Raw genomic sequence first — 24,084 nt, forward strand, 5'->3', positions numbered from 1 at the left:
ACTGAAGTTGGCTATAATTATGAGGTAACGGTGCCTTGACAACTGCTTCCTTCACCAGCAGTACAACCATAACAATGCTGTGAAATAACAATATTTCTACCTTCCAATAAATCATTATTGTATTCAGAAATATGTTTTATGGAACTGTTTACAGATAAATTAAGCATTTGGTTAAAATCGCAATCATATAAATAACCATCCCAACTAATGGAAAGGGTGTTGGTACACATTAAATTATTTACAGCTGCTGGATTATAAGCTTCTACCAAACTATACATATAATCTTCATAGTTTTCTGAAGCAATTAAGTAATCTAAAAACCGAGCAATTGGCAAGTTGGTTATTGCAAATAAATTATGAAATTGAATATCAAAATCTTCTAAAAGTGCCTTTTTGAAATCTTTTTCCATAGCTGCTTGATTGCCTGGCAAGAAAGCTCCGGATGGATTATAAACTAAATCCAAACGCAAATCACTTCCTGGTAAACCATACCCAACGGCGTTTAATTCCTGTAAAGCTTTGATGGACTTAGTAAAAACACCATCACCACGTTGTTTATCGGTTTTACCTTGTGTCCAATGCGGCATAGAACTCACAACATGAACATTATGCTTTTTGAAAAATTCTGGTAAATCATAATATTTCTTATTAGCACGAATAATGGTCAAATTAGATCTTACAATAAAATCTTTTACGCCAGCTTTGGCTGCTTCTTCAACAAACCAGCGAAAATCTGGGTTCATTTCAGGTGCGCCTCCAGTTAAATCTAAAGTATGTGCTTCCGTATTTTTTATGACTTCCAAACATTGCAACATCGTTTCTCGGGTCATGATTTCCTTTCGGTCTGGACCTGCATCCACATGGCAATGAGAGCAAACTTGATTGCACATATAACCCACATTAATTTGCAGAATTTCTAACTTTTTAGCTTTTAGTGGAAATTGGTTAGATTCTGAAATTTTATCTTTAAAGGTAGGTAATTCTCCAGATTTAAAAATACCATTGGACAAAATTTCTACCTGCCGTTTGCTATTTGCTAATTCTTTATTCTGTTGCTTTAGGGATTTAATCATGCGTATGTTCAAAGTTTATTATTCGAAATTCAAAATTTTGTCATTTCGAAATTTGTTTCAGATACTTTTAGTGTTCGGCTTTTTTGGTGTGATAAAACTTATATCTTCATTTTAAAATGCCATTCCATTTAAAATGAAAATTCATTGTGCATTTACATATCCAGTTTATTCACTTTATTCATCATTTGTACACCATGTACTAAAGAAGCACCACCACGTACAGCGGCTGAAACATGTAAAGCTTCCATCATTTCTTCTTTAGTAATACCACGTTTTAAACCGTCGCCTGTGTATGCGTCTATGCAATATGGGCATTGAATGGTATGTGCCACCGCGAGTGCAATAAGGGATTTTTCCCGTTCGGATAAAGCACCTTCCTCAAAAACTTTTCCATAATAATCAAAAAATTTAGCGCCTAATTCCTCATTCCATTCGGATATTTTACTGAATTTTTTAAGGTCTGCGGGATCGTAATATGTTTTTTGCATGATAAAGTAATTGTATAGTAGTTACGTAAAAATTGAATTTACGGTTTTAAGTCGTAGCAATTCATTAAAAATTACAGAAAATTTCCGGGCATTTGCCCTGAATTGAACACAGAAAAAATGGTTATCTTGCCAATTGAAAACTTTTACTCTATGATGCAGGAATTAGAAAATAACTATGCGCCTTTTTTCGAAAAAGAACTACTGGATGAAATTAATCAAGTTGGTATTCTTAAAGATGTGCAAGAAGGCGATACCCTTATTGAAATAGGATCTTATGTAAAATCCATGCCTTTATTAATTACTGGCGCTATTAAAATTATGCGTCAGGATGATGATGGTGATGAGTTATTGCTCTATTTTTTAGAAAAAGGAGATACCTGCGCCATGACTTTAACCTGCTGTTTAGGCAGAACTAAAAGTGAAATTAGAGCCGTTGCTGAAATAGATTCAAGGTTGATTATGATTCCTATTGAAAAAATGGAGGAATGGTCTGCCAAATACAAAAGCTGGCGAAATTTTGTTTTTGAAAGTTACCACAGCCGCTTAAATGAAATGCTAGATACTATTGATAGTATTGCTTTTTTAAAAATGGATGCGCGTTTGTTGAAATATTTAAACGAAAAAGCACGGGTTTCTGAAGATCATATTATCTATAGTACACATCAAGAAATTGCCTATGAGTTGCATACGTCACGTGTGGTTATATCCCGTTTGCTCAAAAAATTAGAAAATATGGGTAAAGTGCAATTAAACCGAAATCATATTATTCTGATTCTTGATTAGTTGGCTATGTAGCTTTAGTTACAATTTAAATTAAAATTTAAACATACTTTTGCCCTAGAAAGTTGAAAACCATATTATGGGATTATTAGAAATATTAGGGTATATAAGTGCCTTGCTTATTGGCGTTGTTCTTGGATTAATAGGTGGCGGTGGCTCTATATTAGCAGTTCCCGTTTTAGCCTATTTATTTTTAGTCAATGAAAAAGTGGCTACTGCATATTCTTTATTTGTGGTAGGAGTGAGTGCTTTGGTAGGCGGTTTAAAACAGCATAAAAAAGGCTTGGTAGATTGGCGCACAGCTATTGTTTTCGGTATTCCTGCAATAGTTGGTATTTCTTTAGTCAGACATTTTGTAATCCCCGCACTCCCTGAAATTATATTTACCGTTGCCGATTTTGAATTTACCAGACGCATGGTCATGTTTGGCTTGTTTTCAGTACTAATGATTCCGGCAGCCATATCCATGTTAAAAGAGCAGAAAGTGAAGCCTGAAGGTCAAATTGTACAGTATAATTATCCTTTAATTATAATTGAAGGTATTTTAATTGGCGGTATTACAGGTATGATAGGAGCCGGCGGTGGATTTTTAATTATTCCGGCTTTGGTACTATTAGCAAACGTTGAAATTAAAGTAGCGGTGGCCACATCGCTTATAATTATTGCCATGAATGCTTTGTCAGGCTTTTTTCTAGGTGATGCATTAACTATGAATATTAATTGGAAGTTTCTATTAACCTTTACATCTATTTCGCTTGTGGGAATTTTTGTTGGAAGTTATTTAGGAAATTTTATTGATGGTAAAAAATTGAAAAAAGGCTTCGGTTATTTTGTTTTTGCCATGGCTATTTTTATTTTTTATATGGAATTTTTTGTAAAAAGGTAGTGTAACGGATGTTACAGTCCTTAAGAGCGTAACTAGTAAATTTGTAAAATATTAAACGGAACAATTATGAAAATTGAACAAATATACACCGGGTGTTTAGCACAAGGTGCTTATTATATAGAAAGTCAAGGCGAAGTGGCTATCATTGATCCCTTACGTGAGGTAAAGCCGTATTTAGAGCGTGCTAAAAAAGATAATGCCAAAATTAAATATATTTTTGAAACGCATTTTCATGCCGATTTTGTAAGTGGTCATGTAACGTTAGCAAAACAAACAGGTGCTGATATCGTTTATGGTCCAACTGCTGTAACAGGTTTTGATTCTATTATAGCCAAAGATGGCCAAGTGTTTCAATTAGGTGATATCACCATTACTGCTTTGCATACGCCAGGTCATACCATGGAAAGTACCACGTATTTATTGAAAGATAAAAATGGGAAAGATTATGCTATTTTTAGTGGCGACACCTTATTTTTAGGAGATGTTGGTCGTCCAGATTTAGCCCAGAAAGCGGGTAGTATTACGCAAGAAGATTTAGCTGGTATTTTATTTGATAGTTTACGAACTAAAATAATGACTTTGGCAGATGATGTTATTGTATATCCCGCACATGGTGCCGGTTCTGCTTGTGGTAAAAATTTAAGTAAAGAAACCATAGGGAGTATTGGCGATCAGAAGAAAACTAATTATGCTTTACGTGCCGATATGACTAAAGAAGAATTTGTGCAAGAAGTAACAGATGGCTTGGCTCCGCCACCTCAATATTTTCCTTTAAATGTACAAATGAACCGAGAAGGTTATGAAGATATTGATGTGGTACTAAAACGCGGTACCCAAGCTTTATCACCTGACGCATTTGAAGCTGCAGCTAACGAAACGGAAGCTGTAATTTTAGATGTGCGTCATCAAGATGATTATATAAAAGGCCATATTCCACGTTCTATTTTTATAGGTATTGATGGTGGTTTTGCACCTTGGGTTGGTGCTTTAATAGCCGATGTTAAACAACCTATTTTATTAGTGGCTCCTGAAGGTCGGGAGGAAGAAACAATTACGCGGTTATCTCGTGTTGGTTTTGATTATACCATTGGATATTTAAAAGGAGGATTTGATGCTTGGAAAGATTCAGGTAAAGATATAGATACTATTAAATCTATTCCAGCAACCGAATTTAAAACCATTTTAGAAAGTGAAGAAATCCCGGTTTTTGATGTTCGAAAAGAAGGTGAATTTAGTGCTGCTCATATAAATGAAGCGCAATTAGCACCTTTAGATTTTTTGAATAATCACTTAAGCGAATTTCCAAAAAATGAGACTTTTTATGTGCATTGTGCTGGTGGTTACCGAAGTGTTATTGCTGCCTCAATTTTAAAAAGTCGCGGGATTCATAATTTAGTAGATGTTGCTGGCGGTTTTGCGGCTATAAAAGACGCTGGGATTCCAGTTACAGACTTTGTTTGTCCGACGACATTGAAATAATATCTTAAAATTTCGTATATTTAAAAGAGTGGTGAAAGCCACTCTTTTTTGGTAACAATTGTTACGTATAGGAATGGATATTTAGGGTAATTTTATATCAAATTGAAATAAATTAAAAATCAAATTGTTATAAGTATGTCATTACTATCTATGTTGTTCGGAACAGCACAAAATTCCGCAGTAAAAGTTTTATCACCAGAGGAATTTAAAACTCAAATAGGAAAAGGAAACATCCAATTGGTAGATGTGAGAACGCCAAATGAGTTTGGTTCAGGACACATTAAAAACGCTAAAAATATCGATGCTTTTGCAGGTTCGTTCAGCGAGAAAATTTCGAAATTAAACAAAGAAAAACCTGTTTATTTATACTGTCGTAGTGGTGCTAGAAGCAAACAGGCTTCCAATAAGTTGGCAGGAATGGGCTTTACAGAAATCTACGATTTAAAAGGCGGTTATTTAAACTGGAAATAATATGAAAACAACACTTGAAATTCAAAATTTGAAATGTGGCGGTTGTGCAAACACGGTTACAACTAAATTGGCAAGCGTTGCAGGTATTGAAAACGTATCTGTGGCAGTAGAGGCTAATGAAGTTACTTTCAATTATAAAACGGAAGAGAATTTATTAGCGGCAAAACAAAAACTAAAATCTTTAGGATATCCTGCAGCGGATTCGACTAATTCTGTGGTTTCAAAAGCTAAATCTTTAATTAGTTGTGCAACTGGAAAAATGACAAATCATGATTCGTAATATATTTTTACTAACAATTATTCTAGCGGTTGTTTCCAGTTGTAAAAACGAGAAGCAAGAAGGACAAGATTATGTGAATTCGGCAACTATTGACAAACAGCAAAATCATCCAGGTAAGAAACTCATGGAGGTGAACTGCTATGTGTGTCATAGTCCAACAGCTAACCATGATGAGCGAATTGCGCCACCAATGGCTGCAATTAAGAACCACTATTTAAGTGAAGGTATTACCAAAGCCGACTTTATACGTGACATTGAAAGTTATGTTAAAAATCCTACTGAAGCCAACTCAAAAATGCCAGGTGCTGTTAGACGATTTGGTGTTATGCCTAAAGCACAGTATCCCGAAAACACCATAACTCAAATTGCCGATTATATCTTCGATTATGACATTGACCAACCCGAATGGTTTGATGATCATGTTAAAGAACAAGGCGGTAAAGGTCTTGGTAATATGAACCGTTCTGGAAAGCAGAACATGAAAAAGCAGCAAGCTTTTTTAAGGGATTCTGCTATGTCCTATGAGGAGATTGGCCTGAAATATGCTATGAGTACGCAAGCGGAATTGGGTAAAAATTTAATGGGAACCATTCAAAAGAAAGGCACGCTGGCTGCAGTTGAATTTTGTAATGTAGCTGCCTATCCGTTAACCGACAGTATGTCTGTAGTTCAAAACGCCAATATTAAACGTGTTTCAGATAAACCTAGAAACCCGAATAATCAAGCAAATAATCAGGAGCTTAAGTATATTGCTCAATTTAAAGCATCAGTCGCGGCTAAAAAAGAACCGAAAGCTATAGTTGAAGAAACGGATGATACGGTTCAATTTTATTATCCAATTTCTACCAATACCATGTGTTTGCAATGCCATGGTAAAAACATAGAACCGGAAGTCTATAAATCAATCAAAGCATTATACCCAATGGATGAAGCTATTGGTTATATGGAAAATGAGGTGCGCGGTATTTGGAGTATTTCATTCGATAAATAATTTTAACTATGAGTAATTTTTCAGATTTAATAAATAAAGACAAACCCGTTTTAGTTGATTTTTTTGCTGAATGGTGCGGTCCATGTAAAACCATGAGCCCTATTTTAAAAGAGGTGAAAGAGGAACTTGGTGAAAACGTTACGATTTTGAAAATTGACGTTGATAAAAATCAGCAATTAGCAGCCCAATTTAAAGTGCGTGGCGTTCCAACGCTTATTTTATATAAGCAAGGTAAACAGTTATGGCGCCAATCCGGTTTGTCTTCTAAAAGGGATTTGGTGTCTCTTATAAAATCTCACGTGTAATTCATGGATTTATCAGAATCGTTTTGGGATGGTCGTTATCAAACCAAAGCAACAGGTTGGGATTTAGGCGAAATTTCTCGGCCCTTAAAAACTTATTTCGATCAATTAGAAGATAGATCCGTCAAAATTCTAATTCCTGGTGCTGGTAATTCTTATGAAGCGGAATATCTATTCAATAAGGGTTTTAGAAATGTATTTATTGCCGATTTATCACAAACCGCTTTAGAAAATTTTAAAACACGCGTTCCAGCTTTTCCAAGTGAAAATTTACTGCACACTAATGTTTTTGATATTTCAGAAATATTTAATTTGATTATAGAACAGACTTTCTTTTGTGCTATAAACCCAGAACTTCGGACAGCTTATGCCGAGAAAATTCATAGTTTATTAAAACCACATGGTAAGTTAGTCGGTTTAATGTTTGATAAACCTTTAAATACAGACAAGCCGCCTTTTGGAGGTTCTAAAGCGGAATATATGCGTTATTTTGAGCCGTATTTCGACTTGGATATTTTTGAACCAAGTTATAATTCTATGGAAAGTAGAAAAGACAGCGAGCTCTTTATAAAATTGATTAAAAAGTAATTATTCTACTTTTTCTTTCCGAAGAATCCATATTTCATTTGCCCTAAAAAGCTATCAGGCATCATATCATCACCTTCGTAACCTAATTCTATCGTGCCACTTTCTTCTGGAATATAATCCGTTTTAAAGATATAATCCCAAACACTTAAACTAATCCCGTAATTCATACCATATTGTTTGCCTTCCGGTAAGTTGTAGGCATGATGGTATAAGTGCATCACTGGATTATTAAAAATATATTTTAAAGGGCCGTAGGTTATTTTAATATTGGAATGGTTAAAATGACCAATAGAAATAGCAATAAAATGAACAATATAGGCTTGTTCTGGTTCAAAACCTCCAAGAATCATAACACCGAAAATTTTCAGTGGTTTGTAAAGAATATTCTCCATCCAATGATAGCGTAAATGTGCCGCAAAGCCCATTTCTTTTACACTATGATGTACTTGGTGAAAACGCCAAAGAAATTCATAACGATGCAATAAAACATGGGTAAACCATTGCACGAAATCTAAAACAATAAAGAATACCAACAACTGTAACCACATAGGCCAAGCGCTCATGTCTAATAAAGCTAAACTGGTCATGGAAATACCGAAATCGGCAAAAGCCACTTCCATTAAGCGGTAAATACCACTTATAATAATAGCGAAAATAAAGAAGTTGAAAAACATATAAAAAGCATCCAACCAAAAATCTTTTCTAAAAATAGCTTGGTTTTTTCGCCATGGAAAAAGAATCTCTAATCCCCAAACAAGAGCAGAAATTGCTATAAGTCCCCAAAAATAATTGGTATACCAAGGCACCTCGAAAATAATGGATTTCCAAGTCCAATCAAGTGTTCCAATAAAGGATTCTTTAAAAGCGTTAATATACTCCCACATAGCAATTTATTGTTTTGCAAAGTTACTGAAGAAAATGCAAATGTTTACAAAGATACGTTCTTGAGGTTTTAAAGTGTGTAACGAATGTTACAAAGGATTTAGTTTTTAAGCTTATTATCTGTTTCTTTGCCCAAAAATTAAACAAATAAGCATGGCATTTTTTCTTGAACCTTGGCCTTGGTATTTTTCGGGCTTTATGATTGCTTTCGTAATGTTTCTACTCATAATGGTAGACAAACGTTTCGGGATGTCTTCTAATTTACGCACACTTTGCAGTATGGCTGGAGCCGGAAACAAAACAGATTTTTTCGATTTTGATTGGAAATCACAGCGTTGGAATTTGGTTGTGGTTATTGGTGCCGTAATTGGTGGTTTTATAGCATCCGAGTTTTTATCGCCAAACGATGCTGTCGCTATAAGTGAAAACACCATATCTGATTTAAAAACGCTAGGATTTGAAAGTGCTGGATTAGCTTATATGCCAACAGAACTTTTTGGAAACGACGTTTTCACAAGCTGGAAAGGCATATTGGTTTTAATAATTGGTGGTTTTTTAGTTGGTTTTGGAGCACGTTATGCTGGCGGTTGTACTTCAGGTCATGCCATTTCCGGATTAAGTAATTTGCAATTGCCATCCTTGATTGCTGTAATTGGATTCTTTTTAGGCGGCTTAATTATGGTTCATTTAGTATTCCCTTTAATTTTTTAGATCATGAGAACAGGTATATATTTAGTAATAGGTGTGATTTTTGGAATCACTATGTTTAAATCTGAAGCGGCGTCGTGGTTTCGAATTTTTGAAATGTTTCAATTTCAAGCTTTCCACATGTATGGTATTATAGGAGTGGCTTTAGGACTTGGCGTCTTCATGACTTTTATTATTAAGCGCTTTAAAATAAAATCATTTTACGGAAAAACACTTCAATTTGAGGCCAAAGAAAAAGGCTTTAAACGGTATATGATAGGTGGAACTTTATTTGGATTGGGTTGGGCTTTAGCTGGTGCATGTCCTGGACCTATGTATGTTTTGGTTGGAGCGGGTTATTGGCCCATTTTAGTGGTGATAGCTTCGGCAATTTCAGGAACTTATGTTTATGGTTTACTTAAAGATAAATTACCTCATTAATATTTAAAAATTACTATAGAAAAGTTAAACCCTGAACGCATTGTTCAGGTTTTTTTTTGTTTCAACTTTCTTTTAGCTTAATGAAAGATGGCTAAATTTGAAATATCTGATGTGTGTAATTAGATTTTAATTCGAAATGAGTTCGAATATTTCAATTAATACACCTCTTTGATGATTTTTGAATCATCGATATTCAAATCTTTCAATGCTTTTAATACAGCATCCATCTTTGGTGGTGGGCCACATCTGTAAAAGTTGATATCGGGGTTTTGTATTTGGGCCTCTATAAGTTCTTTTGTAATATACCCATATTCAAAACCGGGTTTTTCTTCTTTGGAGAAAACGTTTATAAAGTTTTTCCCTAGAAGTAAATCAAAAATTCTATTTCAATAATATCTTTGAAGTTTGATTCGCAAAAATCAATTTTTTTTTTTGAAACTTTATTTTGTTTCTCCAAATCTTTTAAAATGGCTATAAATGGCGTGATGCTTGCACCGCCTGCTATGAAAACCTCTTGATTTTGATAATGATTATCGCCAAAAAAAAGTGAATCATTCGGTTTTAATTTGAAATTTCAACTCTAATACAAAACGATTATCTTCTCTATACAAACGCACTATAGCCGGTTATGGCACGACCAACAATGAGCGAGTTAATTTCTTTTGTCCCTTCATAGGAATAAATGGCTTCGGCATCTGCAACAAAGCGCGCCACGTCATATTCCAATAAAATACCGTTTCCACCCATAACTTCTCGAGCGCGACTAACCACATCTCTGGTTCTCATGGAGCAGAATACTTTGGCTAATGAGGCGTGTTCATCTGTTAGTAATCCTTGATCTTGTAATTCTGATAGTCTAAACACCATAGCTTTCATAGCCGTCAGGTTTGCAAGCATTTCCACTAAATGATTTTGAATTAACTGAAATTTGGCAATTGGTTTTCCAAACTGCTCACGTTTTTTAGTATACTTCAGGGCACTTTCATAAGCACCTCGAGCACAACCTAAAGCTTGCCACGCAACACCAGCCCGCGTCATCCTTAAAACTTTAGCGGTGTCTCTAAAAGAATTGGCTTTTTGTAGCCTGTCAGTTTCAGGAATCTTACAATCCGTTATGGTAATGAGGGCATTTTGAACGGTTCGCAGCGCCATTTTATTTTCAATTTTTTCAGCCGTATAACCAGGATTACCTTTGCGCATTAAAAATCCTTTAGCTTGGTTATCATCAATATCTCGGGCCCAAATAATTATAACATCGGCAAAGGTAGCATTACCTATCCATTTCTTTTGGCCGTTTAAAATCCATTCATCACCAACTTTTTGGCAGGTAGTTTCCATGCCGCCAGCAACGCCACTACCAACGTTTGGTTCCGTTAAACCGAAGGCACCAATAGCTTCCATTTTTTGCATTTTTGGTAGCCATTCTTCTTTTTGTTCTTCACTACCACAAAGATAAATGGAACCCATGGCCAGACCACTGTGAACACCAAAAAATGTAGAAATGGAAACATCCACGCGTGCTAATTCTTCAGCAATTATGCCTTCCATCATAAAAGGTAAGTTCGGGCATCCGTAACCTTCAAACGCCACACCACAAATATTTAAAGCAGCCAATTTCGGAATGATTTCCATTGGGAATTCAGCTTTATTCCAATAATAATTAGCAATCGGCTCTATTTCTGTTTCCATAAAACTGCGGACTTTTAATTGAATTTCACGCTGTTCTTGGGTTAGTTTTAAATCGTAATCATAGAAATCGCCATCAATAGGCGGGAGTTTGTGTTGTCCTTTTTTGGCTTTTTCGGTTAGCATTTTCATTAAATCTTTAAGTTGTGCATCATCCAATTCGCCAACCGATTTCATGATTTTGGGCAAATCTATTTTTTCTGAAATTTTACCTAATTCGGCAAAATCTATGTTTTTCATTAAGTGGGTAATTTGCTTAATTTTTTTAAAGAGTTCCATTCTTGGGATTTTAAATGCTATCAGGTTTTTATTCTAAATAAAGGAATCCTTCAAAGCTGTTGTAAGATTCTTCAAGGTAGCTAAAAGTCTTGTATAGTTTTAGCTTCATAAATGAAATTATTAATCCTGTAGCCCTAGTATTGGAATTATAGGAATGGGGAATTTATATAATTTTTAAAAAGAGATTTTAGCTATAAAAATGAAAAATAAAGATGAGGTTATCTAATTTATCGTTTTATTTGCCGCAATGCTTTTTTGCACAACTTGCTTTTATCTGTTTGGCTAGTTGTCTTAAGGAGGAGTTTCTTTAAGTTTGGCTGTAATTTAAGCCTTTTTTACACACATATTTATTCACAATTTGTTTCTACATAGTTTTTGAAATTCATGTATGGATCTTTTAATTCAGGATATGTAGTCATGCTTTGAGACTTGTCTAGAAATTCATAAACTTTTTCACAACCTTGTCTACTATTAAAATAAATTAAAGCTAAAATAAAGTCCGCTTGAGTAATCCAATAGTCTGATTTACATTGTTTCTTTAAAAGTAGAAGTAAATCCTCTGCCTTCTTAAATTCAGTCAGTTTTTCATAGCATCTAGCTTCATTTATATAAACTGGCCAATAATTAGGATCTAGTTTTCTGCCTTGATTGAAATACTTGATTGCTTCTGCGTAGTCTTTCTTTGCAACTTCAATTGTTCCCAGTTCATTGAGTGAAATTGGGCTATTTTCAATATCAAATGATTTATGAAATGATTTTTTTGCAGATTCAAAGTCACCCATCTTAAAAAATTCTGTGCCTTCATCATAAAGCTCAATGGCTTTTTCAATTTTTAGCATCTGCTCAATATGTTCAGCAGGATTGAATTTTTTTAGAAATTTGTTTTCCTCATCGCTTTTGCAGGATATTAATAAAAAAGATACTAAAACAATTCTGAAAATTCTCATAATTAATGGTGTTTCAAATTTTGACTACCGTTTATATAAAAGAGTAGTTTCGGTTTCGTACGCCGCTATTTTTTATATAATTCCTCTATTATTAAGTAGTTTTCATTCACGAAATGCTCCAAATATTTTAAAGATTTTTCGAAATTAATTGACCAAATATCGTCAACGACCATTTTTTCTTTTTCTCCCAATAACACAAATAAAACCTTAACTATTTTAGGTCTTTTATACCATAAAGAAAATTCTAGATTTTCGTTCTTATCAAAATTAGCAGTTAAACCGAAGCTTTTTCCGTTTTCGATACAAGTAAAATCAATTGAAGGACTGTAGTGCATATCTTCTGGGTTTATTGACTCTGAAAATTTCAGTTTTTCAATCCAAGGATAATTTTTTGCTATTTCTGCAACTTCATTTCCTAATATTGGTCTATTTATATATTCAATATTTTCTTTTTCTGGATGGCAAATAGAATATTTATAGGTCATTTATTTTCGAATTGGCTTAATGATTTTCAACAATGTGATGCAAGCAATTACATATTTCCACACTACAACGCTAATATATTATTTTTCAGTAAATATTATAAGGTTGAGGGACGTAAACATTAAAACGTGAAGAAAACCGTGAAATTTAATCAATCATATGGCTGATGAAAGCGGAATTTAATGGCTTTTTAACAATTTAAAAAAACCTATAAAACCAAAAAACCCAATCTTTTCAGATTGGGTTTTGATGGTGGTGCCTCCAGTACCACTTTTAGCTTTATGTTATGTTATGTTGTGTTAACTGTTTATGGCTAAATACCCTTTATTTACAATATGTAGCGGCTGTTTCGTTTAAATTTTATAATTTTGACATAACAACAAATAAACAATATGTTGTCCCCTTTGTTGTCCCCTTTTAATTATGTGATTTTTATAATGTTATGAATAAAGCAATTCAATCCACTTCAGGAACGGTTAAATATAGATTAAAAGACCCTAAAGTAAAAGGAGAAACTTCCATAATTTTAGACTACAGTTTTGGTCGAACTAAGCGGATAAAATTTTCAACAGGCTATAAAGTACAACCTAAAAATTGGGATAAAATTAATCAGCGAATTAGAGCGGTTTCTACAATTCGGAATAGGGAAAAAGTTAACAGTGATTTGTTGAAATTTTCAAGTGAATTTGCAGATGCTGTTTCTAAATTGGATGATTTAGAAAAACAGAACAAAAACACTTTAAAAGTATTGCTGTCTAAAATTGTTCGTGATATTGATGAAAATGATAGATCAATAACTACTTTTTTTGATTATGCGGATGACTACATTGAGCGAAAAGAAAATCAAGCTAAAAATATAGACTCCGTGAAGTTGAGTCCAATAACTGTTCGTTCTTATAAGCAAACTGTAAGTAGAATGAAGAATTTTAATGATGCGAAAAAGTACAATTTAGATTTTAGTAGCATTGACTTAAAGTTCTATTATGCTTTCGTACAATTTTTGGAGGAAAATAATTACGCTGTAAACACAATTGGTAAGCACATAAAGAACTTAATAACTCTATTAAATAGAGCTACCGAAGATGGAGTTAATACGAACCTAAAATATAAGAACAGAGAGTTTAAAACGATATCCGAGGAGACAGTATCAATTTACCTTACCGAAAAGGAGATAGAATCACTTTACAATGTTGATTTATCAAAAACTCTAGATTGGGAATTAGCACGCGATATTTTTCTAATTGGATATTATACAGGTCAGCGAGTTTCGGATTATAACGGAATTACCAAAGATCAAATTAAAACCTTTGATGATAGGCGAGTCTTTGAGTTTAAGCAGCAAAAAACTGGAAAAAAGGTTTATGTACCGATTCATTCTCGCGTAGAAGCGATTATGAACAAAAGACATAATGGTTTTCCACCTCGTATTCTTAATGATCCAGATATAAATGAATATATTAAGGAAGCTGGGCGAAAAGCAGAAATCAATGAAATGATAACCGTTAAAAAAATAAGTGGAGGCGTTAAGAGTGTTGAGTCTGTGGCTAAACATACCCTTATTGTTTCGCATACAGCGAGGCGCTCTTTTTGCACAAACGCTTACTTATCTAAAATGCCTGCCATAGATATTATGGCTATTAGTGGTCATAGCACAGAACGCGAATTTTACAAGTATATAAAAGTAACACCACAAGAACGCGCAGTTAAGATAGCTGATAGTGCTTTCTTTAATAATTAAAACAGTATAAATGATCAGAAAAAATTATAAAGAGGCTTTTGCCGTTGATGAAAAATCTTATGCAGAGAGAAAGTTAGATGATAATTACACGCCTCATCCATTTCAATTAAATAACTACAGTTACTATGAGCCTAAATTAATTCCAGACTTTTATATTAAATACTTTACTCGAGAGCTCTTGTTTGATTTACACATTTTAGATGCTAAAGATTTCCTCCAATATCATTACGATTATTGTGATAATCCTGAATTATATTTTTCAGTTTTAGAATTAGAAATAGTTCCAAAAATAAATGAAATAATTGAAAATGCAGAAGTATGTTTAGAGGCTTCGGGAGATTACTATAAAGAAATAAAATTAGAAGATGGTTTTGTTGAAACCGAAGGTGTGATAAAAAATTCTCAATATGAATATAGTTTGATGTTTCATATGGCTGGTTTGGATAAACTTCAAAATAATCTCATAAAACGATCTGAATTAATATCTTCATTTCTTACAGCTTACATTGATAATCGTGCTGTTAAACCTTTAAAATGGATTGGTAGGCCTTCTCAATTAGCGATAATTGTAAGGGAGTTAATTGATCAAGGGTATATGGAAGCTGATAAAAGGAATGGTGAAATAAACTGTGCGAGTCTTTCAAGAGACTTAATGCAAGCCTTCACAATTGCGGAATCCGATTCTCCTAAAACTATTGAAATATATTTAAGTAATGGAAGTAAACGGTATACTAACGCTAAAACTATTTTTGATGGCGCAGGGTTCTCACTTCCACCAGCCGATTTTACTTGATTTTTTGAGGTGTATATATACGAGCGTATACACCTAAATATATGAAAAACAGATGTGTAGCTGTAGATTTGTGGTATACAAATAATAAAATACCATAAAATGAAATCAAACCCATTACATTTCTATCAGACAACTCCTGAAGAACTTACTAACGACATCTTAAAAGGTGTTGATGGCAAGTTGCAGGAGTTTTTTGATAAACTTCAACCTTCAAAAAAAAATGAAGAAGAGGAGCTGCTCACAATTGAGGAAGCCCTAACCATTTTGAAATGTTCCAACCAAACGCTATGGAATTGGCGTAAATCAGGAATAATTCCCAGTTATCGTTTAGGCAATAGAGTCTATATAAAGAGAAGCGATATAAATTCTAAACTTATAAAACAAGTGCCAGATGATGATGAATAAGGGATTTATTATGCTTTTTCGGGAGCTAACCGAATGGGAATGGTACACAGACATAAATACGTATAAAGTATTTACGCATTGTTTACTAAAAGTAAATTATAGTAAGAAACGCTGGCAAGGAATATTAATCCAGAAAGGTGAATTTATAACATCTTATGAGAAACTTGCTGTGGAAACAGGTCTTACAATAAGCAAAGTAAGAACCTCCTTAAAGAAATTAGATTCTACAGGATACATTTTGGTCGAGACTACCGTGAATTACACTAAAATAGGTGTTTTAAGGTTGCATGATTTTATGGCTGAAACTTCTACTGAAAATAATAGCACACCAAATGACACACGACTTGACAAACCAAATAGCAAGCAGTTAACAAACGAATCGCAGGTTATTGACAATCAATTAGCAACTACTAATACTAATAATAAAACAATAAAAAATAGAAAAAAGATATTTAGAGAGCGTGTATTCTCTCACTCAACTTTTAATACTAAAATTTTGACTTCTTTTTTTGATTATTGGAGTGAGTTAAATACAGATAAGACAACCATGCGGTTTGAAACCCAGCGCTTTTTTGAAATAGAAAAACGTTTACCAAAGTGGTTAGCTAATGAAAGACCAAAATTAGAAAGCAATAAGAAGAAAACTGAATTACAAACCAATAGACCAACAATTTAATGAGACATAGCCAACCACAATCAATAGGAAAAATAACTAGAACAATTTGTACACCTAAAGTCGAGACGGGAAAAACATCGCCAGAAAAACAGGTCAAGCCAATTTTTGTAAAACAAGAGCTTTGGAATCGTTTCTGTTCTGAATTTCAAAAATTATACGGGAAACCACTCATCAAAACCAAGGAAATTCTCGGTAATTTGGAAGTGCTATTTCACTATTTTCTAAAAGATCCAGCATTTTTTAAATGCAAAAATTTAATTACCACACTCAATGAGCCAAGTTTTGATAAAGGTTTATTAATTATTGGTGACGTGGGTGTCGGTAAAACAGATAATATGAAATGCTTCGAAAATATTTTTCAGCCAATAAATTCCTTTCGGTTTAAAAGCTATAATGCCAAATCTCTTGTTCGTGAATATGAGAAATGTGCTTCTCCAATGGACAAGGACTATTTCTTTAAAGATAAAGATAGGAAGCAAATATTTATTGATGACATAGGATCAGAAAACAATGCCAGTAATTATGGTTTATTTGATGTCATTGGGAACATTATATCTGACCGATATGACAAAAATCAAGTAACCTATATAACAACAAATTTTGCGACTTCAGCGAATAGTGTGGAAGAAACATTATCAGCTTTAGGTGAAAAATATGGACATAGAGTTTACGATAGATTATTCGAAATGTTCAACATCGTCACATTCACAGGTCAAAGTCTAAGAAAATGATAAAAGGTTAAATAAAACCTTATTTAACGGATTACACGCCAAATCGAGTATAAAATCAACCAAAAAAAGTAAGATACCATGAAAAAGATTAAAAATTGCAAATATTGTTATGAGTCATTTGAATCCAGAAGAAGCAATCATGTCTATTGCACATTAAGCTGTAAGACAAAAGCAAGCTATAAAAGGAATGGCTATAAATATGTTACAGGTCACTATAAAAAAGAAGAAATAGCACTCGATATCCCTGAAAATGAATTGCCTGTTTCCAATGAGTTTTTCGATGGTATTAAAGCATTGGAAACTAAAATAGATAGTATAATTGCTAAACCTGAAATAAATGGTGGTTCTATATCAAATGTGGCTATTGGTTCTGCTGCTGCGGACGCTACAATTTATGCAGGTAAAAAACTGTTTGCGCCTCAAACATTACCTGCAACGAAAGGGGATGTTGATGCATTAAAACAAGAGATACAGAATTTGAAGTTTTTATTTAAAATGAAAAGTATGTAGAACACTGTTAGCTCTAAATATTTATGGACAATTATGGAAACCCATAAGCCATTGTTATCTAAATATCCTATTTTTAAGCTTTTGATTATTACACAAAAAATATTAAAGATAGATGGCAATAAAGAAATCCGAATTATACAGCTCCTTATGGGCAAGTTGTGATGAATTAAGAGGTGGAATGGATGCAAGTCAATACAAAGATTACGTATTGGTCATGCTCTTTCTAAAATATATAAGTGATAAATGGGCTGGTCAAGCTTATGCTCCGATTACAATCCCTACTGGAGCAAGCTTTAAAGATATGATTGCACTTAAAGGTGCAACCGATATTGGAGACCAAATCAACAAAAAAATTATTGCACCTATTGCAGAAGCTAATCAGTTAGCTGAAATGCCCGACTTTAATGATGTTTCCAAATTAGGTAGCGGAAAAGAAATGGTAGATAGATTAACTAATTTAATCGCCATTTTTGAGGACCCTAAACTCGACTTTAGTAAAAATCAAGCCGAGGGTGATGATATTTTAGGAGATGCCTACGAATACCTCATGCGTCACTTTGCTACTGAAAGTGGAAAAAGTAAAGGGCAATTTTACACACCTGCCGAAGTTAGCCGAATCATGGCCAAAATTATAGGCATTGATAAAGAGCAAACTACTGCCGAAACTACCGTTTACGATCCTGCCTGTGGTTCTGGATCGCTTTTATTAAAAATTAGCAATGTGGCTAACGGAAAAGTAACTTTATACGGGCAAGAAAAAGATGCTGCGACTTCTGGTTTGGCGCGTATGAATATGATTCTGCATAATGAACCTACCGCACTCATTAAACAAGGAAACACTTTAGCAAATCCTTTGTTTCTTAATAAAGAAGAAAACCTAAAAACCTTCGACTATGTGGTTGCCAATCCACCGTTTAGTGATAAACGTTGGAGTAACGGACTTAACTTACCAGAAGACAATCCTTTTAACCGTTTTCAAGACTATGGTGTGCCACCTGAAAAGAATGGGGATTATGCTTTTTTATTACATATAGTACGTTCATTAAAACGCCATGGTAAAGGTGCTATCATTTTGCCTCATGGTGTCTTATTTAGAGGAAATGCCGAAGCAGTTATTCGTCAAAACTTAATCCGTAAAGGCTATATTAAAGGTATTATAGGTTTACCTGCCAACTTATTTTATGGTACTGGTATTCCTGCTTGTATTATTTTAATTGATAAGGAAAATGCCCAAAACCGAAAAGGTATTTTCATGATAGATGCAGGGAAAGGTTTTGTGAAAGACGGCAATAAAAACCGTTTACGCGAACAAGATATTCACCGTGTAGCAGATGTATTTAACCAGCAAGAACACATTCCGGGTTTTAGTAAAATGGTTTCAATTACAGATATTGAAGCCAACGACTTTAACCTCAATATTCCACGTTATATAGAAAGCCAAGAAACAGAAGATATTCAAGATATTGAAGCCCATTTATTAGGTGGTATTCCTAATGTGGATATTGATGTGCTACAACGCTTTTGGGAGGTATTTCCAAATTTTAAAAAAAGCATATTCACATCAGGAGATAGACCAAAGTATTCGGCTTTAAAAATAGATAAAGATGTTATTAGAGACACTATTTATCAGCATCCCGAGTTTGTGGCATTCACAAAAGAGATGAATACACTTTTTAATATTTGGAAAACTGAAACGACATCTACCTTAAAATCATTAAATCAAGGCTTTAATCCAAAAGAACTCATTCATAACATATCCGAAAGTTTATTAATGCAATATGAGAATAAAGCTTTAATAGATCCTTACGACATGTACCAACACATTATGACCTTTTGGTTTGAAACTATGCAAGATGATAGTTATTTAATCACCCAAGATGGCTGGAAAGCTGAAGCCTATAGAATAATAGTTGAGAGAGAAATTAAGGGTAAAGAGAATAAAATTATTGATAAAGGTTGGACGTGCGACCTTGTACCTAAAGATTTAGTAATAACCCGTTATTTTAAAACCGAAAAAGAAGCCTTAAACAATTTACAAGCTATTAAAGAAATCATTGCAAGTGATTTAACTGAATTGGAGGAAGAACACAGTAGTGAAGATGGTTATTTTGGGGAGATGGAAAAAGTAAACAAGGTATCTATAAACGCTCGTATTAAAGAATTAAAAGATGAAACAGATAGTGTTGATGAATTAAAAGTGCTTAAACAATACATTGCTTTTTTAGATAAACAAACAGCCAACAACAAAAAGATTAAAGTAGCTGAGGCCAAATTAGATGCAAAGCTTTATGTTAAATACCCAACCTTAACAGAAGATGAAGTAAAACAGTTGGTAGTAGATGATAAATGGATGATAACCATAGAAACGGCCATAAAAGAAGAAATAAACCATATTAGCCAACGTTTAACCAACCGTGTAAAAGAATTGGCAGAACGTTATGAAAACCCTTTACCTTTTATTGATAATGAAGTAGAAAGTTTAGAAACCAAAGTGAATGCACATTTACAAAAAATGGGATTCATATGGAATTAGAAAAAAGAAACAAGAGTTTCACAGAAGATTGGGAGCTATTAAAAATTCAAGATTTAATCGATTCAAATGTAATTTTAGGTCATCTTGATGGTAATCACGGTGCTTTATATCCGAAAAGCAATGAATTTAAATCGTTAGGTGTTCCATATATAGCTGCCAATGATTTTAAAAATGGCAGAGTAGATTTTAACAAGTGTAAGTTTTTATCAAAGGAAAGGTCTGCATTATTTCAAAAAGGAATTTCAAAAAATGGCGATGTTTTATTTGCACATAATGCAACAGTAGGTCCTGTAGCTCTTTTAAAAACCAAGTTAGAATATGTGATATTAAGTACTACAGTTACTTATTTCAGATGCAATGAAAATAATCTTTCTAATAGTTATTTGTTATATTATTTTCAATCTGAGCATTTTATAAAGCAGTATAGTTCAGTAATGTCACAATCAACAAGGAATCAAGTTCCAATTTCTGCACAAAGAAAATTCAATATTTTAGTTCCACCACTTCCAGAACAAAAAGCCATAGCCCAAGTATTAAGCGATACCGATAATTTAATACAAGCCATAGAGCAAAAAATCACTAAAAAAAGAGCCATAAAACAAGGTGCTATGCAACAACTCTTAACTCCTAAAGAAGATTGGGAAATTAAAAAGTTGGGTACTATCGCTCACTTTTACAACGGTAAAGCACACGAGCAGTTTATTGATGCTAATGGAGAGTTTACAGTAATAAATTCAAAGTTTATTTCAAGGAATGGAACTGTATTTAAAAATTCAACTGAAAATCTTTGTCCTCTTAAAAAAGGAGATATTACAATGGTTATGAGTGATATTCCTAATGGTAAAGCATTGGCAAAATGTTTTGTTGTCCCAATAGATAATAAATACACTTTAAACCAACGTATTTGTGCAATAAGAACAGAAGATGTTGATACTAAATTTTTATATTTCATTCTAAATAGAAACAAATACTATTTAGCTTTTGATAGTGGTACAGGGCAAACCAATCTAAAAAAGAATGATGTTTTAGAGTGCCCTATTCCGTTACCAAAAACAAAAGAAGAACAAACAGAGATAGCCACTATTCTTATAGATATGAATAAGGAAATAGCACAATTAGAGCAAAAGTTATCTAAATATATAATGTTAAAACAAGGTTTAATGCAAAATTTGTTAATGGGTAAAATTAGGTTGGTATGAGTATAGAATTAATTATTGGTTTAGCCAGTATTGCTGTGTCTTCGCTAATTGGCGTTTTTGGAGGGATACTAACTTATAGATTTAATAATAACTCGAAAACACACTTTGCACAAACAGAGAAAATTGAAAGTGATAGGATGATGAAAGAGCTCTTTAAGGAGTTTAATGGGCGTTATGATAAAATCAATAATAAATTAGATAAAATCTCTAAAATGAGTGTAAAAAAATGGGAAGGTCAGAAAGAAGAGAAGAAGGTTATTAGATATGGCATTGTAATGGACTTTTTTAATATCTGTGCCGAAGAACATTTTTGGCATAAAGAAGGTAGAATAAATGGAAATATTTGGGGGAGTTGGGAAAAAGGGATGAATGATATTTATAATAGGAGCGAAGTAATCCAAAGACTTTGGGATGAGGAATGTGAAAATGGTGGTTATAAATCTTATTACTTATCTAATAAGAATGAAATTTTTAAAAAGTTGTAACGAAATAATTATTAACAGTTAAAATTAGATTAGTATGAAAGGAAGTCAGTATGCTGTTATAAAACTTGTTGAATCAAATGACTTTATTAAAAATATTAATAAATTAATAAAAGGCACAAAGGCAGAAATTTCAAGATATGACAATTGGATGCCTAAAAGTTTGTATAATGATAAGGAAGCAGAATTAAAAAATTTCTTGAAATATAATTTCAACCTTCAAATTGCTAATAAAATAGTAGAGTGGTGGTTATACACAAATTCTTGGTCTAATAGAACACCTGTTTGGGATTTAATCTCAACCTGTACTATCAATGGCAAAAAAGGACTATTACTCGTAGAAGGAAAAGCGCATTCGGATGAGTTAAATGATAAACCTAAAAAAAAGACTTCTGATTCAGGTTCTAAAGAGGGCTCTTTAAAAAATCATGAAAGAATTGGTGAAGCCATTAACGAGGCCAATGAATATATTAAAGATTCACATCCTGAAATTAACATTTCTCGAGATAATTGCTATCAACTATCAAATCGTATAGCATATTCATGGTGGTTGGCAAACCAAGGAGTTCCTGTTGTATTGGTTTATTTAGGCTTCTTAAATTGTCATGACATGGATTATAATCGAAGAAAACTTTTTAAAAACGATGCAGATTGGCAAACATGTTTTAATGAACATGCTAAAAAAGTTGGAGTAGATACAATTACTAATAAATGGGTGGATTGTGGATCAAGTAAGTTTATCACAATTTGTAAAAGTTTTTAACAGAAAATGAAAGAAAATGTGCTGTTTTTAGTTGGTATTTTAAAGGATTTGGCTCCTTTAATTATTTCAGGTGTTGCCATTTGGCTAACAAGTCGTTATCAAAGGCATGCCAAGAAATTGGCTAATGATGAAATGATGAAAGACCTATTTACAGAGTTTAATATTCGTTATGATACAATTAATAACAAATTAGATAAAATCTCTAAAACGAGTGTGGTTATATGGGAAGCACAGAAAGACGAAAAGGAAAAAGCATTGATTTACGGTGATGTAGTGGATTTTTTTAATATCTGTTCAGAAGAATATTATTGGTACAAAGAAGGTAGGTTAGATGCTAAAATATGGAAGGCATGGCATAAAGGAATGAATGATATTTATAATAGAAGTAAAATCATTCAACATATTTGGGAACAAGAATGTAAGAATGAAGGCTATAAGTCGTATTACATATCTAACAAAAACGAAATTTTTAAAATAAATTAAATATGAAAATTTCAAAACCATTTGAAAGCATATTAGATAGTTATGCAACTGAAAGTGCAAAATTATATAGTGTAGTAAGTTCTCTTTTTAATTATCCAGAAATAGGAGAAGATGAAGATCTGGAGGGCAGGCTTTATGCAACAGCTTTCGCATATTTGTGCCATGATTATTTAATAGCTTCCATAGAACTTTACAGGTTTGAAGACTTTGATGGATTTGTTGAAAACATGAATTTTATTCCCGATGAATTAGAGCTTCTAAATTTAAAAGAACAATCAATCACAATAGATTGGGTTCCAGAAGATTTTTCAGAAGTAGTTTGGGCACTTATCCAAGACTATCAACTTAAAATAGTTAAGGATATTCATATGGTGTTTGGTAGTCAAAAATTAAAAATGCGTTTATTTAGTTCAATCTTTAAAATGGCAGATGATCAATATATGCCTGACTTAAATATGAATACTATTGAATTTTTTAATTCCAATTTTAATATAAAATAGCATGATTTTACAAGATTTGTTACAACCTAATTTGGACATTGTGTTTTGTGGGACTGCCGTAAGCAAAGATTCTGAAAAAAAGGGAGCATATTATGCTGGTGCTGGAAATATGTTTTATCCAATACTCCATAAGATAGGCTTAACGCCAAAACAAATAACACCACAGAATTATACTGATTTAGTACATTATAATTTAGGATTAACAGATTTGGTAAAACATACCAGTGGTAATGATGATGTTTTAAACGAACAGGATTTTGATGTTTTAGAGTTTAAGAAAAAGATGATAGCTTACAAACCAAAGATGGTTTGCTTCAATGGTAAAAAAGCGGCTGCTACTTTTTTTGATACTAAAACAAAATATATAAGTTATGGTTTACAACCCGAAACTATTGGCGAAACCAAATTATATGTTGCACCTTCTACCTCTGGTAGTGCCAGGCGGTTTTGGGATGAGAGATATTGGAGGGAGTTGAAAAGTGTTAAAGAATAGATAGCTTTAATAATTGTTAAAAAGTAAAAGTTTGT

Annotated in this window: 29 protein-coding genes; 23 read left to right on the forward strand and 6 right to left on the reverse strand. The window is 33.1% G+C overall.

What is annotated here, in order from left to right; genetic code table 11:
• Window positions 1-17: 17 nt before the first annotated feature.
• Both arsS and ES674_RS05070 read right to left on the reverse strand, forming a co-directional pair.
• Window positions 18-1,073, reverse strand: coding sequence for an arsenosugar biosynthesis radical SAM (seleno)protein ArsS (arsS, locus tag ES674_RS05065; RefSeq protein ID WP_148402883.1), 1,056 nt, complete (start codon window positions 1,071-1,073; stop codon window positions 18-20).
• 152 nt (window positions 1,074-1,225) lie between these two features.
• Entirely contained in the window at window positions 1,226-1,561 is a 336-nt protein-coding gene (locus ES674_RS05070; protein ID WP_148402884.1) for an arsenosugar biosynthesis-associated peroxidase-like protein, read from the reverse strand.
• Window positions 1,562-1,711: 150 nt separating this feature from the next.
• On the opposite strand from ES674_RS05070, the gene ES674_RS05075 reads away from it, so the two are divergent.
• The 8 genes from ES674_RS05075 (at window position 1,712) to ES674_RS05110 (ending at window position 7,338) form a co-directional block, all read left to right on the forward strand.
• Entirely contained in the window at window positions 1,712-2,344 is a 633-nt protein-coding gene (locus ES674_RS05075; RefSeq protein WP_148402885.1) for a Crp/Fnr family transcriptional regulator, read from the forward strand.
• Window positions 2,345-2,420: 76 nt separating this feature from the next.
• Entirely contained in the window at window positions 2,421-3,227 is an 807-nt protein-coding gene (locus tag ES674_RS05080) for a sulfite exporter TauE/SafE family protein (RefSeq protein ID WP_148402886.1), read from the forward strand.
• 66 nt (window positions 3,228-3,293) lie between these two features.
• Entirely contained in the window at window positions 3,294-4,706 is a 1,413-nt protein-coding gene (locus ES674_RS05085) for an MBL fold metallo-hydrolase (protein WP_148402887.1), read from the forward strand.
• Between the two features lie 135 nt (window positions 4,707-4,841).
• On the forward strand, window positions 4,842-5,177 hold the full coding sequence (locus tag ES674_RS05090) for a rhodanese-like domain-containing protein (RefSeq protein ID WP_148402888.1): 336 nt from the start codon (window positions 4,842-4,844) through the stop codon (window positions 5,175-5,177).
• Between the two features lies 1 nt (window position 5,178).
• On the forward strand, window positions 5,179-5,457 hold the full coding sequence (locus tag ES674_RS05095; RefSeq protein ID WP_148402889.1) for a heavy-metal-associated domain-containing protein: 279 nt from the start codon (window positions 5,179-5,181) through the stop codon (window positions 5,455-5,457).
• Window positions 5,447-6,448 carry a c-type heme family protein gene (locus ES674_RS05100; RefSeq protein WP_148402890.1) on the forward strand — a complete coding sequence of 334 codons (1,002 nt, stop codon included), beginning with the start codon at window positions 5,447-5,449 and terminating at the stop codon, window positions 6,446-6,448. The genes ES674_RS05095 and ES674_RS05100 overlap by 11 nt, the downstream gene beginning before the upstream one ends.
• An 8-nt stretch (window positions 6,449-6,456) precedes the next feature.
• The gene (trxA, locus tag ES674_RS05105) at window positions 6,457-6,753 is read left to right on the forward strand and encodes a thioredoxin (RefSeq protein WP_148402891.1); all 297 of its coding nucleotides are present in this window, start codon (window positions 6,457-6,459) and stop codon (window positions 6,751-6,753) included.
• 3 nt (window positions 6,754-6,756) lie between these two features.
• Complete coding sequence (locus ES674_RS05110; RefSeq protein ID WP_148402892.1) at window positions 6,757-7,338, forward strand: class I SAM-dependent methyltransferase; 582 nt, start codon at window positions 6,757-6,759, stop codon at window positions 7,336-7,338.
• A gap of 5 nt (window positions 7,339-7,343) precedes the next feature.
• Here ES674_RS05110 and ES674_RS05115 read toward each other — a convergent pair whose 3' ends face one another.
• On the reverse strand, window positions 7,344-8,222 hold the full coding sequence (locus ES674_RS05115) for a sterol desaturase family protein (RefSeq protein WP_148402893.1): 879 nt from the start codon (window positions 8,220-8,222) through the stop codon (window positions 7,344-7,346).
• 151 nt (window positions 8,223-8,373) lie between these two features.
• Between ES674_RS05115 and ES674_RS05120 the strand changes: the two genes are divergently transcribed.
• Window positions 8,374-8,931 carry a YeeE/YedE family protein gene (locus ES674_RS05120; RefSeq protein WP_148402894.1) on the forward strand — a complete coding sequence of 186 codons (558 nt, stop codon included), beginning with the start codon at window positions 8,374-8,376 and terminating at the stop codon, window positions 8,929-8,931.
• Window positions 8,932-8,934: 3 nt separating this feature from the next.
• A complete protein-coding gene (locus tag ES674_RS05125; RefSeq protein WP_148402895.1) occupies window positions 8,935-9,348 on the forward strand; it encodes a DUF6691 family protein in 414 nt (137 codons plus the stop codon).
• A 603-nt stretch (window positions 9,349-9,951) separates the two neighbouring features.
• Here ES674_RS05125 and ES674_RS05130 read toward each other — a convergent pair.
• The 3 genes from ES674_RS05130 to ES674_RS05140 form a co-directional block, all read right to left on the reverse strand.
• On the reverse strand, window positions 9,952-11,313 hold the full coding sequence (locus ES674_RS05130; RefSeq protein WP_148402896.1) for an acyl-CoA dehydrogenase family protein: 1,362 nt from the start codon (window positions 11,311-11,313) through the stop codon (window positions 9,952-9,954).
• Between the two features lie 347 nt (window positions 11,314-11,660).
• The gene (locus tag ES674_RS05135) at window positions 11,661-12,260 is read right to left on the reverse strand and encodes a tetratricopeptide repeat protein (RefSeq protein WP_148402897.1); all 600 of its coding nucleotides are present in this window, start codon (window positions 12,258-12,260) and stop codon (window positions 11,661-11,663) included.
• A 65-nt stretch (window positions 12,261-12,325) separates the two neighbouring features.
• The gene (locus tag ES674_RS05140) at window positions 12,326-12,745 is read right to left on the reverse strand and encodes a hypothetical protein (protein ID WP_148402898.1); all 420 of its coding nucleotides are present in this window, start codon (window positions 12,743-12,745) and stop codon (window positions 12,326-12,328) included.
• Between the two features lie 440 nt (window positions 12,746-13,185).
• Here ES674_RS05140 and ES674_RS05145 point away from each other — a divergent pair, with 440 nt between their 5' ends.
• The 13 genes from ES674_RS05145 to ES674_RS05205 all read left to right on the forward strand — a co-directional run bounded on the left by ES674_RS05145 (window position 13,186) and on the right by ES674_RS05205 (window position 24,049).
• Entirely contained in the window at window positions 13,186-14,481 is a 1,296-nt protein-coding gene (locus tag ES674_RS05145) for a site-specific integrase (RefSeq protein WP_148402899.1), read from the forward strand.
• A 10-nt stretch (window positions 14,482-14,491) separates the two neighbouring features.
• Window positions 14,492-15,274 (forward strand): hypothetical protein, encoded by a 783-nt coding sequence (locus tag ES674_RS05150; RefSeq protein WP_148402900.1) that lies wholly within the window; start codon window positions 14,492-14,494, stop codon window positions 15,272-15,274.
• Between the two features lie 99 nt (window positions 15,275-15,373).
• A complete protein-coding gene (locus ES674_RS05155) occupies window positions 15,374-15,679 on the forward strand; it encodes a helix-turn-helix domain-containing protein (RefSeq protein WP_148402901.1) in 306 nt (101 codons plus the stop codon).
• Entirely contained in the window at window positions 15,666-16,355 is a 690-nt protein-coding gene (locus ES674_RS05160; protein ID WP_148402902.1) for a hypothetical protein, read from the forward strand. Before ES674_RS05155 ends, ES674_RS05160 begins: the two co-directional genes overlap by 14 nt.
• A complete protein-coding gene (locus ES674_RS05165; protein ID WP_148402903.1) occupies window positions 16,355-17,086 on the forward strand; it encodes a P-loop NTPase family protein in 732 nt (243 codons plus the stop codon). The genes ES674_RS05160 and ES674_RS05165 overlap by 1 nt, the downstream gene beginning before the upstream one ends.
• 78 nt (window positions 17,087-17,164) lie before the next feature.
• Window positions 17,165-17,596: a hypothetical protein gene (locus ES674_RS05170; protein WP_148402904.1), complete on the forward strand. Its 432-nt coding sequence runs from the start codon at window positions 17,165-17,167 to the stop codon at window positions 17,594-17,596.
• 112 nt (window positions 17,597-17,708) lie between these two features.
• Window positions 17,709-20,129: a type I restriction-modification system subunit M gene (locus ES674_RS05175; RefSeq protein ID WP_148402905.1), complete on the forward strand. Its 2,421-nt coding sequence runs from the start codon at window positions 17,709-17,711 to the stop codon at window positions 20,127-20,129.
• A complete protein-coding gene (locus ES674_RS05180; RefSeq protein ID WP_148402906.1) occupies window positions 20,120-21,328 on the forward strand; it encodes a restriction endonuclease subunit S in 1,209 nt (402 codons plus the stop codon). The genes ES674_RS05175 and ES674_RS05180 overlap by 10 nt, the downstream gene beginning before the upstream one ends.
• Window positions 21,325-21,813, forward strand: a complete 489-nt coding sequence (locus ES674_RS05185) for a hypothetical protein (protein ID WP_148402907.1) — start codon at window positions 21,325-21,327, stop codon at window positions 21,811-21,813. The genes ES674_RS05180 and ES674_RS05185 overlap by 4 nt, the downstream gene beginning before the upstream one ends.
• A 34-nt stretch (window positions 21,814-21,847) precedes the next feature.
• Entirely contained in the window at window positions 21,848-22,573 is a 726-nt protein-coding gene (locus tag ES674_RS05190; RefSeq protein WP_148402908.1) for a hypothetical protein, read from the forward strand.
• A 6-nt stretch (window positions 22,574-22,579) separates the two neighbouring features.
• Window positions 22,580-23,056: a hypothetical protein gene (locus ES674_RS05195; protein ID WP_148402909.1), complete on the forward strand. Its 477-nt coding sequence runs from the start codon at window positions 22,580-22,582 to the stop codon at window positions 23,054-23,056.
• A gap of 2 nt (window positions 23,057-23,058) precedes the next feature.
• Window positions 23,059-23,556 carry a hypothetical protein gene (locus ES674_RS05200; RefSeq protein ID WP_148402910.1) on the forward strand — a complete coding sequence of 166 codons (498 nt, stop codon included), beginning with the start codon at window positions 23,059-23,061 and terminating at the stop codon, window positions 23,554-23,556.
• Between the two features lies 1 nt (window position 23,557).
• Window positions 23,558-24,049 carry a mismatch-specific DNA-glycosylase gene (locus tag ES674_RS05205; protein ID WP_148402911.1) on the forward strand — a complete coding sequence of 164 codons (492 nt, stop codon included), beginning with the start codon at window positions 23,558-23,560 and terminating at the stop codon, window positions 24,047-24,049.
• Window positions 24,050-24,084: the final 35 nt, after the last annotated feature.

The organism is Bizionia myxarmorum, from assembly GCF_008086205.1.
In the GTDB taxonomy this organism is placed as follows: Bacteria; Bacteroidota; Bacteroidia; order Flavobacteriales; family Flavobacteriaceae; genus Algorimicrobium; species Algorimicrobium myxarmorum.